Below are 16,017 nucleotides of genomic sequence, written 5' to 3'. Positions count from 1 at the left end.
ATGTGGCTCGCAGCGCGTGCCAGGCTGAAATTTCCTAGGGATTACGCGCAGGGGGCATCTATTCAAGCGCATCGTTGAATATGATCCGAGCGTGATATAGGAATTACCGATGGATTTCCGACAACTCAAGTACTTCACCCGCATCGTCGAGCTGGAAAGCATTACGGCCGCCGCCGAAACCTTGCATATTGCACAGCCGTCCTTGAGCCAGCACGTGGCCAACCTTGAACGCGAGTTTGAGACCCCCTTGCTGCTCCGAGGCCCGGGCGGGGTACGCGCCACCGACGCGGGCAAGCTCTTGTACCGGCACGCCAAGATGGTGTTGCGCCAAGTGGAAGAGGCCAAATCCGCGTTGAAGCACGGGCGTGACACACCGGCGGGCCATGTCACGGTCGGGCTGCCAACCAGTACGTCTCGCGTGCTGGCGGTGCCGCTGATTGAAGCGGTGGCGCAGCGGTATCCGGAGGTGTTGCTTGAAGTGATCGAGGGAAGCAGCGCCGACCTGGCCGTGGCGGTTTCCCTGCACCGCATGGATATCGCGGTGGCGATGGACGTCCAGCCGCAGCCGGCTCGCATGACCACGACGCCGCTGCTGGTCGAAAACCTGTATCTGGTCGGACCCGCGCTGGGCGTGGATGCGATATCGCTGCAACGCATGGCGGAGTTGCCCCTGGTGCTTCCCAGCTTTCCCAATTCGATCCGTGTGCTGGCCGCGCGCGCGTTCGCGGACGACGCCTTGCCCTTGACGTTGGTTGCGGAAACCAGCGCGGTGTCGGTGTTGCTTGGCTTGGTACGCGCGGGCAAAGGTTGGACCGTGCTGCCTTCGTCCGCGCTGGTGGGGCCGGAGGCCGAGTCCGACCGGATCGTGTCCACGCCAATTGCAGACAAGGCGTTCAGCCGCAGGGTGTCGGTCTGCATGTCCTTGTCTACCGAAAAAAGCGTGGTCTGCACGCACATCCACCAGACCTTGATAGACGTCGCGCGCGACCTGGTGGAGACGGGGCGATGGGCGGGCGTAAGCTGGAAAAACTGACGACGCGCCGCTTGCTATTCAGGCTTGATCTTCGCCAGTTCCGCGACCTTGCCCCAATGGGCGCGGTCGGCGGCGACGATGTCATCGAAGTCCTTCAGCGTGACGCCGCTGGCGGTGGCGCCTTGCACTTCGAAGTAGGCGGTCATTTCCTTCTCGGTGACGACTTGACGCACTAAGCCCGCGATTTTGGCGGCAACGTCTTCGGGGGTTTGCGCGGGGGCGAACAGCCCGAACCATCCCAGCGCTTCAAAGTCCGGAAAACCTTGTTCGGCAACGGTAGGCACGTCGGGCAAGACATCCAGGCGTTGCCTGGACGTGACGGCAACAGCGTTGAGGTCGCCACGCTTGATGTAAGGCAACGACGTCATTGCCACGTCCAGCATGAAGTCAACGTGCCCCGCCATCGTGTCGGTCAAGGCGGGGCCGGAGCCTCGATAGGGAACATGGGTCACGGGAATGTCCAGGCTGGCGCGCAAGGCCTCGGTCGCCAAATGGTTGGACGAGCCCAGGCCACTGGACCCATACGTCAGGCCGCCCGGCTTGCTTCTGGCCGTGGCGATCAGCCCTTTCAGATCGTGCAGCTTCAGGTCCTTGTTGACGACGACGACGTTGGGAACGGACGCGATCATCGCCAGCCCTCGAAAGTCCTTCAGCGGGTCATAGGGCAGGGTCTTGTACAGGAACGGCGCAACGGACTGTGTGCTGACCGTGCCCAGGAACAGGGAATAGCCATCGGCCGGCTGCCCCCGCGCGTAGGCGGCTCCCAGCGTCCCTCCCGCGCCGGGTTTGTTTTCGACGACAAACGGCTGGTTCGTCAGTTGGCCCAATCGTTGGGCCACCTTGCGTGCCACGATGTCGGTCGAGCCGCCCGCCGCGAACGGCACGATGATCCGGACGGGCTTGTCTGGCCAAGCCGCGGCTTGTTGCGCGTGCGCCGGCGAGAGCATCGTCAGGGCGCTGGCGAGGGCGGCGAGCAGAGGTAGCGTCTTCATTGGAAATCTCCAGGTGTCGTGGGCAAGGGCCGGGGCCGCGGTACGTCAGCGTCAATCGACCTGGACGCCGGTGCTGGCAATGAACTCGCCCCATACCTTGGCGTCGTCCTCTGCCCGGGCGCGCATGGCGTCGGCGCTTCCTTGCATCGGAACGAAGTACAGGTCTTTGAGTCGCTTGTTGACGGCCGGGTCGGCAATGGCGGCCTGTATCGCCCCGTTCAGCTTGCTCACGATGGCGCTGTCGGTTCCCGCCGGACCCATCAAGGCGAACCAGCCCGGCATGGCGGGGGCTTGTATGCCTGCTTCCTTCAAGGTGGGCACATTGGGCAGGTCGCTGGCGCGCTGCTCCGCCAGGATCGCCAACGGAATCACATTGCCCGCTTCGATCTGCGGCAACGCGGAACCCAGCACGCTGGTCATGACGTCGACCTGTCCGCCAATCACGGCATTCAGCGCCGGGCCAGAGCCCTTGTAGGGAACGTGGCGCAGCTTGATGCCGGCGCCTGCCGCGATCATCTCGGTCGACAAGTGGGTGGAATTGCCGGCCCCGGCGCTGGCGAACGTGATGCTGTCCGGCGCGGCCTTGGCGGCGGCCAGCAGTTGCGGCAGATTCTTGTAGGGGCTGCTCTTTCCCGCGACCAGGACGAAGGGCGTGTCGACCACCGGCGCGATATAGGTGAAATCCTTGTTTGCGTCGTAGGGCAGGCTCTTGTACAGCTTGGGGTTGAAGCTCATCTGGGACACACCCGCCAACAGCAGGGTGTAGCCGTCGGCGGGCGCCTTGGCCACATAAGACGTGGCCACAATGCCGTTCGCGCCAGGCTTGTTTTCGACGACGACAGAAGCGCCCAAGGCGCTTGCCATCTTTTCGCTCAACAAGCGCGCGACCACGTCCGCCCCGGACCCCGCGGATTGCGGGACGATCAAGCGTACGGGATGGTCGGGATAGGCGGGCTGAGCATGGGCTGCCTGGCCGATAAAGGCCAGTGCGCCGACAAGGACCGCGCGCAGGCAACGGGCTGAACGGGCTGTACTGTGGTCAAACATCGAATTCCCCTGAATTGACGCGCTTGGCGCGAACTTTTTTGTGTGTGATGCGTGCGGACCCATGCTAGGCAGGCGGTCAGATCAATTCAAATACTGCTTTCCTATGCGCCTATAGGTTTTTCCTTTGGCGCGATGGGTTCGCCATTACGTTGGGATCGTGTTGGCATCTTTTTCGCCGTTGGACGGTGACCTTGATATGAGCCCCCGCTTTTCGCCGGTGCCCTCAGTCACTCGTGCCCGCATGAAATCCCCTTCGACTCCGCCCAGCCCGACTTCACGCCAGCTATCCACCGGCCCCTCCCACCGCAAATGGTGGTTCGCGCTGCATAGCTGGGCGGGCTTGAAGCTCAGCCTCTTCATGGCGTTCATCTGCCTGACCGGCACGCTGGCCGTCATTTCCACCGAGCTGGACTGGCTGGCGCAGCCCGCGATGCGGGTTGATCCGGCCGCGCAGCGCGCAAGTTGGGGTGACATGGTCCAGGCCGCGCAAGCGGCGCGCCCGGGCTGGACGCTGCAATCCGTCACTGCCGCCCACGCTTCCCACTTCGCCGCCCGGGCCTTGATGCGCACGTCACAAGGGGAACAACGCTTGGTATGGATCGACCCGTACCGCGCCATTGTCACCGGCGATACGTCCTGGTTCAGCCTGCAGCGTTGGCTGCGCAACACGCACCGACATCTGTTTCTGCCCACGCGCTATGGCGTGCCCTTGGTGTCGGCCTTGTCGATACCGCTGCTGGTGCTGATCACGACGGGGCTGGTTGTCTACAAGCGTTGGTGGCGGGGTTTTCTGGCGTGGCCACGGCGGGGAAAACGTCGCTTGACCTGGGGCGATACGCATCGGCTGCTGGCGGTGTGGAGCCTGTGGTTCAGCACCCTGATTGCGTTGACCGGGCTGTGGTATTTGGTGGAATCGCTGGGCGGGCATGCGCCGCCGCTGCCCGCCATCACCACCCCGGACGCGCCACGCGCCGCCGCGCCGTTTACGGCCAAGACGCTGGACGTGGCCGTGGCGCGCGTGCGTCAAGCCTGGCCCGATCTGGACATCCGTGTCTTGCGGCTGGATGCCGATGGCCGGGCCGGGCAGGTGGAAGGGCAGACGCAGGCGTGGCTGGTTCGCGACCGGGCCAACGCCATCCGGCTGCCCTTGTCCGATGAGGCCGTCGCCCGCCGCAGCGCGGCCGATCTCGGCCCGCATCAGCGCCTGTCGGAAATGGCGGACCCGCTGCATTTCGGCTCGTTCGGGCCGTGGCCCGTGCGCGCGGTGTGGTTCATCTTCGGCGCGGCGCTGACCACGCTGTGCCTGACTGGCGCCTATCTTTACGGCCTGCGCATCGCGGGCGGCAGCGCCGCGCTCAGGGCAAAGGCCGGGCATGCCGGTGCACCGGTCGCGCCCTCGCGTGAAGCCTGGACAGGCATGCGCCCGTGGCGCTGGGGGTGGGTGGCGTTGCTGTTGATGTCCCAGATGCTGTTCATCGGCGAGGCCATGGGCTGGATCAATCTGTTCGGATGAACCGGGGTAGCGGCATGGGTTTCCGTTATTATTAACGTTACTCATTATCAATACGACATTCCGCGCCGCCTCCCGCTCCCATGTCCCAATCCATCGCGCCTCGTCGGCTGGCCCTTAGCGGCCTTTACGCCGACCACCATCAATGGCTCTACAGTTGGCTGCGCAAGCGGCTGGGCAACGCCTGGGATGCGGCGGACCTGGCCCACGACACGTTCCTGCGCGTCTATTCCAGCAACCGCCCGCTGGAAATGCCCGAGCCGCGCGCCTTCCTGACCCACGTTGCAAAAGGCCTGGTCGTTGACTTCTGGCGGCATCGCAGCGTGGAACAGGCCTACGCGGAATCGGTGGCCGCATTGCCCGCCGACACCGCGCCGTCTCCGGAAAGCCGGGCCTTGATTCTGGAAGCGCTGTACTGCATCGACCGCATGCTGGACGCCATGCCGGCGCGGGTGCGTGGCGTGTTCCTCATGTCGCAACTGGACGGCCTGACGTATGCGCAGATTTCCGCCGCCACGGGCCTGTCGGTGCGCACGGTCAACCGCCATATGCAGCAGGCGTACCTGGCGTGCCTGACCGCCATCGATCCATGAACGCGCCGCACATTCCGGATGCGCTGTTGGCCGAAGCGGCGGGCTGGATGGCCCGATTGCACGATGCCCCGGATGACCCCGCCAGCTTGCAGGCCCTGTCCCGCTGGATTGCCCGCAGCCCCGCGCATGCGCAGGCATGGGCTCGGGCCGAACGCGTGCTGGGTACCTTTGGGCAAGTGCCGCACCCCCTGCGCGCGCATGCGCTGAAGGGGCTGGCCAAGCCGGACCGCCGGCGTCTGGCGGCTCGCCTGCTGGGGCTGGCGGTCGCGGGTCCGGTGGCTTACACGGCGTGGCGAGCCATGCAAGCGGACCTGGAAAGCGGCACTGGCCAGATCCGGCAGGCAACGTTGGCGGATGGCACGCGCATGACGCTGGATACCGGTACGCGGGTAGACGTCCGCTACTCGGCCTCGCAACGCTTGCTGTCGCTTCGGGCGGGCCGGATCTTCGTGGCGACGGCGCGGGATGCCCACGTGCCCGCGCGTCCGTTTTTTGTCCAGACGCCGATGGGCATCGTGCAGGCTATCGGTACGCAGTTCACGGTCAGCCTGGAACAAGACGACGCGCTGGTTGACGTCTACGAAGGCGCGGTGGACGTACGCCCCAAAGAGGGCGGCGGCCAGATCGTGCGCGCGGGTCGGCAGGCCAGGTTCAATACCGCCATGACGCAGCCCGATACGGCGCTGCCAGAAATCTCACCCGCATGGACCAGCGGCATTCTGACGGCGGACAACATGCGCCTGGCCGACTGGACGCGCGCCCTGGCCCGCTACCGCCCGGGCTTTTTGCACTGCACGAGCGAGGTCGCGAACTTGCGCGTGTACGGCTCGTTTTCCCTGCGGGACACGGACGCCAGCCTGGCGTTACTGGCCCGCACGCTGCCGGTGCGCGTGGCCTCGCGCACTCGGTACTGGGTGCAGATCCAGGCGCGCGACGCATAGCCGCCATTCCCCCGCATTCTCGTTGGCATCTTTTTCCGCGTCGTTCGGTGTACAGGATAGAGGCCCTGAAACCCTGGCGGGATCGGGCCGCGACGTGACCCCTGTCCGTTTCCCGAAACTCTACCCGCGGTGCTTTCTTCATGTCCCAATTCCGTTCTTCCCCGGTCCGCGCGGCCGTGCTGCTGTGCTTTTCGGTATTGCTGCCCGTCGGTGCGATGGCGCAAACCCAGGCACCCGCCACCCAGTCCGTCACCCGCGACTACCGCATTGGCGCCGGCCCGCTAGGCTTGGCCTTGTCGCAATTCGCCACCCAGGCCAACGTGCGCTTGTCTTTCCCGGGCACGCTGGTGCAAGGCATGCAGTCATCGGGGCTGAACGGCAACTACTCGGTGGCGGATGGCTTTGCCGCGCTGTTGTCGGGTTCGGGCCTGCGCGCCGTTCCGGCCGGAACCAATGAATACACCTTGTCCGCCGTGCCCTCCAATGCGGTGACCCAGTTGGAAGCGGTAACGGTGACGGGCGCCTACACCGGCGGCTTGATGCCCGCGTTTGCCGGCGGCCAGGTGGCCAGCGGCGCCAGCGTCGGCATGCTGGGCGAACGAAGCATCATGGACACGCCTTTTTCGGTAACGGCGTACACCAGCACCCTGATGCAGCAACAACAAGCGCAGAGCGTGGCCGACGTGGTGTCCAACGATGCCTCGGTGCAGAACACCAACCCCCGGACCAGCCGCTTCGACCAGTTTTCCATTCGGGGCTTTCCGGTCCTGAACAGCGACATTGCCTTTAACGGCCTTTACAGCGTCTTGCCCACCTACGCGCTGGCCGTGGAAAGCCTTGAACGCGTTGAAGTGTTGAAAGGCCCCAACGCCTTGCTCAACGGCATGGCGCCGTCGGGCGGCGTGGGCGGCGCGATCAACGTGGTGCCCAAGCGGGCGGAAGACACGCCCACCCGGCAAGTCACCGCCAGCTACGGCACGCACAACGTGGCGGGCGGCCATGTGGACCTGGGCCAACGCTTTGGCGACAAGGGCGAACTGGGCATTCGCGTCAACGGCGCCTACAAGGGTGGCGACACGGGCGTGGGCTCGCAACACACCACGCGCGGCCTGATGACGCTGGGCCTGGACTACCGGGGCGAACGCACGCGCTGGTCGGCGGACGTCGGCCATCAAGACCGCAAGGTCGACGCCCCACAGGAGCGCGTGGGCGTGGCGGCGGGCGTGCCCGTGCCGGACGCCAAGCGCGTCGACCGTGGCTACGCGCCCGACTGGACCTACGCCAATTCCCGCGACACCTACATCGCCTTGCGCGCCGAACACGACATCACCGACCGCACGATGGTCTATGGCGCGTTTGGCGCGCGCGACGGCGACTACAAATTCCTGCGCATGAACGTCACCACGCGCGATGCGGCCGGCAATTTCTCGGCCAGCCCCACGTATTTCCTGCGCGACGAAAGCGTGCATACCGGCGAGATCGGCGCGCGCACCCGCTTTGCAACTGGCGCGGTGTCGCACGCCGTATCGCTAAGCGCCACGCAATTCCGGAAGACCTTCGGCAACCTAAGCTACGACTTCGACCCCGTCCGTTCCAACCTCTATACGCCGCTGCCCACGTCCGCGCCTTCCCTTGCGGGGCTGGACACCGACATTCCCAAATCCGGCGAATCCCGGCTGACCAGCGTGGCCTTGGCGGACACGCTGTCGATCTGGGACGAACGCCTGCAACTGACGGTGGGTGCGCGCTCGCAGCGCGTGGTTACCGAGCAGTATGACGAAACCGGCAACCGCACCAGCCGTTACGACAAGCGCAAAGTCACGCCGGCCATCGCGCTGTTGGGCAAGCCCACGCAGAATGTGTCGGTGTATGCGAACTACATCGAAGGCCTGAGCGAAGGCCCCACCGCGCCGCTCACCGCCGTCAACGCCAATGAAGTGTTCGCGCCGATCAAGTCCGAGCAGGTCGAGGCCGGCGTGAAGCTGGACTACGGCGATATTGGCGCCACCTTCAGCGCCTTTCAGATTCGCCGCCCGAGTGGGCTGACAGACCCGGTCACCGGTGTGTATGCCGTCAACGGCATGCAGCGCAATCGCGGTCTGGAATTGAACGTGTTCGGCGAGCCCGTCAACAACGTGCGCCTGCTGGCCGGCGTGATGTACCTGGATGGCCGCCTCACCAAAACCGGCAACGCCACGACCGAGGGCAACGTGGCCCCCGGCACGCCGCGCTACAGCATGAACCTGGGCGTGGAATGGGACACCCCGTTCGCGCCCGGCCTGACCGTGTCGGCGCGCGCCTTGCGCACCACCTCGCAATATCTGGACGCCAGGAACACGCAGGAAATCCCCGCGTGGACGCGCGTGGACCTGGGTGCGCGTTACGCCTGGCGCGCCGGCAACACGCCCGTCACGCTGCGCGCCACCGTGGAAAACGTCTTCAACAAAGCCTACTGGGCGTCGGCCTCGTCCAACGGCCTGACCATCGGCGCGCCGCGCACGGTGCTGCTGTCGGCAACGGTGGACTTCTGATCAGGCCAGGGCGCGCGCGGCGTGCAGCGGCTTGTGCACCGTCTGCGCGATCAGCACGCCTATCAAGCTCATGCTGCCGCCGATGACGTGATAGGCGTGCATCTGTTCGCCCAACATCGCCACGGCCAGCACGGCCGTCAACACGGGCAGCAGATTGATGAAGATGCTGCACCGGTTCGGCCCCAGGTGCTTCACCCCTTGAATCCAGAAGAACGACAGCAGAATGGATGAGCCGATGCCGGCGTAGGCAATCAGCGGCAAGGTGCGCGCGTCCAGCGACGCCGCGCCCGCCGGCAGCATCAGGAAGAAGGGCAGCATGAAGACCAGTGCGGCCACGGCTTGCAGGTACACCGCCTGCCATGCCGGAATCGTCAGGCGCCAGCGGCGCAGCAGCACGCCATACAGCGCGTAGGACAAGGACGCCAGCAGCATCAGCAGGTCGCCCACATGGACGCCGTTGCGCGCGATGGCGGCGATGTCGCCTTGGCCCACCACGTACAACAGGCCCGTGAACGACAGCACGCCGCCCAGCGCCATGCCCACCGTCACCGCTTCGCCCAGCACGATCACGCTGAGTATCGCCGTCAACAAGGGCACCAGCGCGGTGACGATGGCCATGTTGGTGGCCGTGGTGCTTTCTGCCGCGCGGTACGACAGGCTCTGGAACAGCGCCATGGCCAGCAAGCCGCTGATTGCCATCTTGCCCAGGTGCGGCCGCACCGACGCCCAGTTGCGCCGCAGCGACGGCAGCACAAAGGGCGTCATCAGCGCCAGCGCCAGGATCAGGCGGTAGAAGGTGATGGCCGTGGGGGAAATCGCGGACGCGGCCAGCTTGGACACGATGACGTTGCCCGCCCACAGCACGATGGCCATGAATGGAAAGAGCAGGGAAGTGATGGGCATGAAGGTCTCCAGAACGAGCCTTGCATGGTGCCGCCCGGGCAGGCGTCCGTCTGGCGCTACTATGTCGCCAGTTATCGCAAAACTGCCAATCTCACAAAACTGCCCATATCGCAAAACAGCCAATCTCACAAAACCGCCAACATGGAAGATTCCCGCTTCGACGCCACCTTCGCGGCTTCCGGCGCGCCCGCCGCGGCCTTGGCGGTGGACTACCCCGACGGCCATGTCATCGCGCCCCATCGCCACGACCGTGCGCAATTGCTATACGCCATCCAGGGCGTGATGACCATCGACGCCGAAGGCGGCCGATGGGTGGTGCCGCCCACGCGCGGGGTCTGGCTAGAGGCCAACGTGGCGCACTCCGTCCGCATGCACGGCGCGGTGCGAGTACGCACCGTGTTCGTCGACGGCCGCGCCACCGCCCACCTGCCCGCGCGCAGTTGCGTGCTGGACATCTCGCCCTTGTTGCGGGAACTGATCGTGGCGGCCGTGGACGTTGACCTTGCCGCCCCACCCAGCCCCGGGTCTCGCGATTGGCATCTGCTGCACCTGCTGTTGCAGGAATTGCGCAGCCTGCCGGTGCTGCCCTTGTACCTGCCCATGCCGGCGGACGCGCGGCTCAGGAAATTCTGCGACGCCTTGATGCGCGAGCCGGATGCGGCATTGACGCTGGACGAATGGGCGGCCCGGCTGCACCTGTCCACCCGCACCTTGCACCGGCAGTTTCAACAACAGACCGGCATGCGGCTGGGGCAGTGGCGCCGGCAGGCGCGGCTGCTGCTGGCGCTGGAACGCCTGGCAGGTGGCGCGCGGGTGGTGGATGTGGCGCTGGAACATGGCTACACCAGCCAGAGCGCGTTCGCGGCCATGTTCAAGAAGCACTTCGGCGTGTCGCCGGGGGCGTTTTATCGGTAGCTAAGGGTTGCTAAGGCCGATTGATCGCGGATGCGCCACCGTAATATCCCGGGTGCCGCCAGCAAGCCGGTGCGGGTACAGTCTGGGCCGGAATGCGAGGATTCAGGAGAGCGAATGTCCGCAATCGGCGCTGCGACGCGCAAGTTGGTTCATCCCTGGCGGTTACCGGCGGACAGGTTGTTCAATGAGCAGGCCAAGCTGATCGTCGATCATCTGTTGGGCGGCGGCATCGTGGGGGCAAGCGCCCTGGGGCTGCTAGCCGCTGTTGTATTGCATATGCTGTTTGGCAACCCCATCGGCTATGTGTGGCTGGCCTGCAGCTGGACGCTCAACGTGGTGACCATTGCCGTGTTGCGGCGCATGCGGTCGCGCCCATTACGAGCGGCCACGTGGTTCACCACGCTGGCCGGCGTCTTTATCAGCGCGGGCTTGGTGTGGGGCGTGCTTCCCTTGCTGGTGCTGAATCCCGCCGAGCCTATTCCGCTATTGCTGATCATGGTCAGCATCATCACGCATGGCGCCGGCACGTATGCCATCACGTCTTCGTGCATGCCCTTGTTTTGTGCCTATATCTACCCGGCCTTGCTGCCGCTGACGATCGCTTGCGCCCTCAGCGCATCGCCTTTGCTTCTTGCCCTGGGCGTGCTGTGCCTGATTTACCTGGTGTGCATGACCGCGTTCGCCGCGGAGGCGCAGCAAACCGCCAGGCATAGCCTGGAACTACAGTTTTCCAACGTCGAACTGGTGGAGCGCTTGCGTTTGGAATCGTTGCAGCGCGAACAGGCGCGCGCGGATGCGGTGGCGGCCAACCACGCCAAGTCAAGCTTCCTGGCCGCCGCCAGCCACGATCTGCGGCAACCTCTGCATGCGCTCGGCTTGTTCCTGGATCTGCTTGCGCGGGAGCCGCTCGCGGCCAGGCAGCAAGCGCTGCTGGACAGTGCGCAAGCGGTGTCGGCCTCGGCCGGGGACATGCTGAATATGCTGTTGGATTATTCGCGTCTGGAGGCCGGGGTGGTGCATCCCCGCAAGCGCGCGTTCGCCTTGCAAGACCTGTTGTCCCGGCTGGAAAGGGAGTTCGGACCGATGGCTGACGCCAAGGGCCTGGTCTACCGCAGCCGCGATACGCCGCTGGCCGTGCACGCGGATCCGGCGCTGACCGAGCTGGTTCTGCGCAACCTGATCAGCAATGCACTGCGCTACACGACGACAGGCGGCGTGTTGATTGCCTGCCGCCGACGGGGCAGGCAGGTGAGCCTGGAGGTATGGGATACCGGCATCGGCATTGCGCCCGAGGACCGGGACAGGGTGTTTCAGGAGTTCGTTCAGATCGGCAACCCCGAGCGCGACCGCCGCCGCGGGCTTGGCCTGGGCCTGGCCATTGCCAAGCGCTTGTGCCAGACCATGGAACTGCCCTTGCTGCTGACGTCTCGTCTCGGCCATGGGTCAATGTTCCGCGTGCTGCTGCCGTCAGCGGGTGGCAGCGATATCGACGATGCTATCGAACCAGCTGGCGACGACGGCGCGCTGGAGGGAATGCGCGTGCTGGTGGTGGATGATGACGAGGACATCGTGCGGGCAATGCGCGACCTGTTTCAGGCATGGGGGTGCGAGTGCATTGCCGCTGAATCCTGGTCGCAGGCGCAGCCCTTGTTGACGGAGCCGCCTGGCCTGTTGATTGTGGATTACCGGCTGCGCCAGGGGCATACCGGTGTGGATCTGATCGCCGCGCTGAATGCGCGGTTCAACCGCAACGTGCCCGCCATCATCATCACCGGCGACGCGGCGCCTGATCGCTTGCGTGAAGCGCAGGCCACGGGCGCGGCGTTGCTGCACAAACCCGTCAGCAGCCGCAAGCTGCGCGCCGCCATCGGCGAGGTGCTGGCGCCGCGCACGGGCGCATAGTCTTAATGTGTTATGGACACCGGTCGTCGGCCTGTTTAGCCTTGCGCGCAGGAAAGTGAGCAGGGCCGTAGGCGGGGCGGTGAGCCTGCAAGCAGGCGCCGATCAAGGGAGCAAGAATAAATGAAAAGATATTTGCCGCCGTTGCTGGCGTGTTTGATGGCTGTGGCAAGTCCGCCGCCAGCATTGGCGTTCTTCGACATAGACGACTTGTCGGCCGCGTCCACCGAGGCGCCGCCCAAGGACGCGGTCTACTATCGCTCGCAAGTGAATCGCGCCGAGAAAGGCAGCGTCAATGCCATGGTGCAATTGGGCCAGATCTTTGAACGTGGCGAATTCGTGCCGATTGATCCGGCCCGCGCGGGGCAGTGGTATCGGAAGGCGGCCGAACGCGGCAGCAAGCAGGGGCGGGCCGCGCTTGCGCGCCTGGGCAAACCGGGTACCAAGCCTCCGAGCAGTTCGCTGGCCGACGTGGTGGAATATCGCGCGGCGCTGGGCGATATCGAAGCCAATTTCCGAATGGGTACGTTTCGCGAGGTCGGATACGGGGTGCACGCCAGCGAATCCTTGGCGATCCAACACTACAAAAAGGCGGCGCAGGCTGGCCATGCCGATGCAATCGCCACGCTGCGCCAACTGGTCGGAGAATCGACGTCGTATCGCGAGCGCACCCCCCCAGGAGACGATTCCGCGAAGGAGTACGCACTGAAGCAGGCCGCCTACGGGGGCAATGCCGACGCCTTGTTCGCGATGGCGCAGCGGTCCGAATATGTAGGAACGCGCACGGATATGTTCAAGGCGGCCGCCGAACGTGGTCACGATGGCGCCATCAAATGGCTGCGGTCCCATGATGACGGGCAATAACATCCGCCGGGCGGCGTTGGGGGCGGTTCTGGCCCTGGCTGTGGCCGTGGCGGCGGCCGAACCCCCATCGCGCCAGTCCGCCGCGAACCCGACGCAGGCGTCCTTGCTGACGCTTGCGCCCACCGATATTTCGGTGCGACCCGGCACATCCCCAGCTCTGGAAGCGCCGCGCTTCAGCCGCAATACATGGCGCCGCGATGCCGACATTCCCGACGCCGAACTGGCATCGCTGACCGCGGCCGCCCGCGCGGGCGACAAGGTGGCGCGCTACCGCATCGCGGTGCGTGACATTGTCATGCCCGCCTCGGCAGGCGCAGCCAATGCCCGCGCCACCCTGATTGCGCTGGCGCAGGCGGGCTTGCCGCAAGCACAGGCGTGGTACGGGCTTCAACTGGCCACGGGTGGATACGGCGTGCCGCGTGACGACAAGGCGGCGCTGATGTGGTTTGAGCGCGCGGCCGCGCAAGGCAACGTCACCGGCCTGATCCAGGTGTTCATGGACCGCATGCTCAAGCTTCCTTCGGACGGGGCGTATACGCCCGCGCTGGCCTATCTGGAACGCGCGGCCACTTCCAATGCCGATGAGCCGGGAGTGGCAGAGGCCGCGTATGCGTTGGGGTACTTCCCCGGCATTGGCAAGGGGGTCAAATACGACGCTGCCCTGGGAGTGCGTTGGTTCGTGCGTGCAGCGGCCAAGGGCGATGTGCTGGCCGAGTATGCGCTGGCATATTTTCGGGAGAAAGGCTACGGCACCGAGATAGACCTGCCCAAGGCAATGCAGGGCTATGAGCGCGCCGCCGAGCGCGGCTACCTGCCGGCGATGCGGCGGCTGGCAAGAGAGCCTTTCGGGCCCGAGGTGGATGCGAAGCCGGGTACCGCGAAGGCGGAGGCTGCGCGCAAGGCCTTGCACTACACCGTCAAGGCGGCGATTGCGGGCGATCTGGACGCGCTGGTGCGTGTTGCGCACGGTTTTGAGTCCGGCACGCTATCGCCGGCCGACCACCCTGGCCTGGGCGCCGAAGCCTTGACGGACCGCCAGATCGTCATGATCTATGAAGGGTCAGCCAAACGTGGCAACGCTCAGGCCATGTTCCGCATCGGCTCGCTTTACGAGCGCGGCCGCTACACCCCGCCAAACGCCGCCCTGGCGAATGACTGGTATGAATTGGCGTGGCGGCATCGCAGCGCCGACGCCGCGGCAAAGCTGGGCAGGCAGGTGGTGTGGTAGCGCGTGGAGCGGGCATGACGCGTCCCGAACTCCGCTTGCGGCCATCGACGGCCGGGCGCTTGATAGGGCGCATCAGCCGCGCCACCCGCCGCGTGCTGGGCCTTGCCGGCCTGGTGTCAGCCACCTTGGTGGCGAGCGTGGCCGTTGCCCAACCCCAGGCTTGCGCGACGGTCACACCGAGCGCGATGCCGACCGCGCCGCTGCCGGACGATGGCCGCAACTATGCCGTCATTCTGAACAGCGCCCAACGCGGGCAGGCGCGCGATCAGTACTGGATAGGCCGCTTTCACGAAGTTGGCGTCTTCGTTCCCGTTGACCCCGCGCGCGCGGGGGCGTGGTTCCGGCAAGCCGCCGCCCAAGGGGACGCGGCGGCCGCGCTGGGCGTCGAGCGTCTGGGAGCGCTTGGCCGGGCGACTCCGACGGACACGCTGTTCAAGGTGGTGATGCAAAGCGGCGTGATGGGCGATCCCGAAGCGATGTTCCGCGTTGCCACCTTCTTTGCCCACGGTTACGCCGTGGAGCCGGACCCGGACGCTGCCTTGGTCTTCTATCGCCGGGCCGCTCGCGCCGGACATGAAGCGGCCATCCAGGCATTGGCCGAGCAGGGCGTGGACATCAGCCAGTTTCGCGCCCGTAAGGTTCCCGGACGCCAGGATGCCAAGCTGTTCGCATTGCGGCAGGCGGCGTTTGGCGGCAACGCGGACGCTCTGTTTCGCCTGGCCAGGCATGAAGGCCAGGACGGGCACGCGCTGATCGTGGATGACCTGGTGTTGGCGGCGGCCGAGCGCGGCCACGCGGGCGCGCGCAACCTGGTGGCTCGCCGTGCTGGCGCGCAGCCGGATACCCCGGACGGCGCGGCGCAAGCGATGCCGGCCCCTTCAACGGATCAGGCCAAGACGCCTTGCGCGCGTGACGGCCTCGGTGCGCCGGCCGGCGCCCAGCGCGTCGAGAATGGCTGACACGTGTACGCGCACGGTGTTTTCCGACAAGCCCAGGGCGCGGGCAATGACTTTATTGGTCTGGCCTTCGCCCACCCGTTCCAGCACTTCCAATTGGCGTGGCGTCAGATGCACGCTGGGCGCGGGGTCGGTAGTGGGCGACGCCCAGCACGAACGACCATCCAGCAACGCATTGACGGTATGGACGATTTGATCCGGATGTGCCGACTTGCTTAGAAAACCGTCTGCCTGCCGTTGTTGCGCCAGGGCGCGGCCCTCGTTCTGATCCATGCTGGACAGCACCAGAATGGCGGCTCGAGGAAAGTGCCGGCGCAACAGGCTGATGCCGTCCAGCCCATTCAAACCGGGCAGGCATACGTCCAACAGGATCAGCCCGGGCTCCTGGCAGGGTTGTCGCAAGGCCTGCTGAATCGCGTCCACTTCCCGGATATCACGCAGGCGCGCCACCTCGCCAAGCGATAAGCGCAGCCCGGCGCGAAACAGCGGATGATCATCGATGATCAAGGCCCAGCACTGGGCCGGTGCGTCTTCTTGCATGATGGGTCGATGCGTGCACGAGGGGACGCTGGCGGATAACGCGGGGATCGTATCAGATTGCCGTG

General features: G+C 65.6%; 14 protein-coding genes. 10 read left to right on the top strand and 4 right to left on the bottom strand.

What is annotated here, in order from left to right; translation table 11 throughout:
* Nucleotides 1-109 precede the first annotated feature (109 nt).
* Nucleotides 110-1,033, top strand: coding sequence for a LysR substrate-binding domain-containing protein (locus ELS24_RS25285; RefSeq protein WP_127185674.1), 924 nt, complete (start codon nt 110-112; stop codon nt 1,031-1,033).
* A 14-nt stretch (nt 1,034-1,047) separates the two neighbouring features.
* Here ELS24_RS25285 and ELS24_RS25280 read toward each other — a convergent pair whose 3' ends face one another.
* The gene (locus ELS24_RS25280) at nt 1,048-2,025 is read right to left on the bottom strand and encodes a Bug family tripartite tricarboxylate transporter substrate binding protein (protein WP_127185673.1); all 978 of its coding nucleotides are present in this window, start codon (nt 2,023-2,025) and stop codon (nt 1,048-1,050) included.
* 51 nt (nt 2,026-2,076) lie between these two features.
* Nucleotides 2,077-3,072: a Bug family tripartite tricarboxylate transporter substrate binding protein gene (locus ELS24_RS25275; protein ID WP_127185672.1), complete on the bottom strand. Its 996-nt coding sequence runs from the start codon at nt 3,070-3,072 to the stop codon at nt 2,077-2,079.
* A gap of 241 nt (nt 3,073-3,313) precedes the next feature.
* On the opposite strand from ELS24_RS25275, the gene ELS24_RS25270 reads away from it, so the two are divergent.
* From ELS24_RS25270 to ELS24_RS25255, 4 genes are all read left to right on the top strand, one after another.
* A complete protein-coding gene (locus ELS24_RS25270) occupies nt 3,314-4,585 on the top strand; it encodes a PepSY-associated TM helix domain-containing protein (RefSeq protein WP_127185671.1) in 1,272 nt (423 codons plus the stop codon).
* Nucleotides 4,586-4,665: 80 nt separating this feature from the next.
* Nucleotides 4,666-5,175, top strand: coding sequence for a sigma-70 family RNA polymerase sigma factor (locus tag ELS24_RS25265; RefSeq protein WP_127185670.1), 510 nt, complete (start codon nt 4,666-4,668; stop codon nt 5,173-5,175).
* Nucleotides 5,151-6,116, top strand: a complete 966-nt coding sequence (locus ELS24_RS25260; RefSeq protein ID WP_240669380.1) for a FecR domain-containing protein — start codon at nt 5,151-5,153, stop codon at nt 6,114-6,116. Before ELS24_RS25265 ends, ELS24_RS25260 begins: the two co-directional genes overlap by 25 nt.
* A 140-nt stretch (nt 6,117-6,256) precedes the next feature.
* Nucleotides 6,257-8,647, top strand: a complete 2,391-nt coding sequence (locus ELS24_RS25255) for a TonB-dependent receptor (RefSeq protein ID WP_127185668.1) — start codon at nt 6,257-6,259, stop codon at nt 8,645-8,647.
* On the opposite strand, the gene ELS24_RS25250 is transcribed toward ELS24_RS25255, so the two are convergent.
* Nucleotides 8,648-9,550, bottom strand: a complete 903-nt coding sequence (locus ELS24_RS25250; protein WP_127185667.1) for a DMT family transporter — start codon at nt 9,548-9,550, stop codon at nt 8,648-8,650.
* Between the two features lie 141 nt (nt 9,551-9,691).
* On the opposite strand from ELS24_RS25250, the gene ELS24_RS25245 reads away from it, so the two are divergent.
* The 5 genes from ELS24_RS25245 (at nt 9,692) to ELS24_RS25225 (ending at nt 15,415) form a co-directional block, all read left to right on the top strand.
* Nucleotides 9,692-10,465, top strand: coding sequence for an AraC family transcriptional regulator (locus tag ELS24_RS25245; RefSeq protein ID WP_164741301.1), 774 nt, complete (start codon nt 9,692-9,694; stop codon nt 10,463-10,465).
* A 114-nt stretch (nt 10,466-10,579) separates the two neighbouring features.
* Entirely contained in the window at nt 10,580-12,367 is a 1,788-nt protein-coding gene (locus tag ELS24_RS25240) for an ATP-binding response regulator (RefSeq protein WP_164741300.1), read from the top strand.
* A gap of 156 nt (nt 12,368-12,523) precedes the next feature.
* Nucleotides 12,524-13,228 (top strand): tetratricopeptide repeat protein, encoded by a 705-nt coding sequence (locus ELS24_RS25235; RefSeq protein ID WP_164741299.1) that lies wholly within the window; start codon nt 12,524-12,526, stop codon nt 13,226-13,228.
* Nucleotides 13,212-14,456, top strand: a complete 1,245-nt coding sequence (locus ELS24_RS25230) for an SEL1-like repeat protein (protein ID WP_164741298.1) — start codon at nt 13,212-13,214, stop codon at nt 14,454-14,456. The genes ELS24_RS25235 and ELS24_RS25230 overlap by 17 nt, the downstream gene beginning before the upstream one ends.
* Before the next feature lie 14 nt (nt 14,457-14,470).
* Nucleotides 14,471-15,415: a tetratricopeptide repeat protein gene (locus tag ELS24_RS25225; protein ID WP_127185663.1), complete on the top strand. Its 945-nt coding sequence runs from the start codon at nt 14,471-14,473 to the stop codon at nt 15,413-15,415.
* On the opposite strand, the gene ELS24_RS25220 is transcribed toward ELS24_RS25225, so the two are convergent.
* Nucleotides 15,335-15,952: a response regulator gene (locus tag ELS24_RS25220; protein WP_164741297.1), complete on the bottom strand. Its 618-nt coding sequence runs from the start codon at nt 15,950-15,952 to the stop codon at nt 15,335-15,337. The genes ELS24_RS25225 and ELS24_RS25220 overlap by 81 nt on opposite strands.
* Nucleotides 15,953-16,017 lie beyond the last annotated feature (65 nt).

Source organism: Achromobacter spanius, from assembly GCF_003994415.1.
In the GTDB taxonomy this organism is placed as follows: Bacteria; Pseudomonadota; Gammaproteobacteria; order Burkholderiales; family Burkholderiaceae_B; genus Achromobacter; species Achromobacter spanius_C.
Note: the sequence above shows the minus strand (reverse complement) of the source record. Positions and strands in the feature narration are given on the sequence as shown.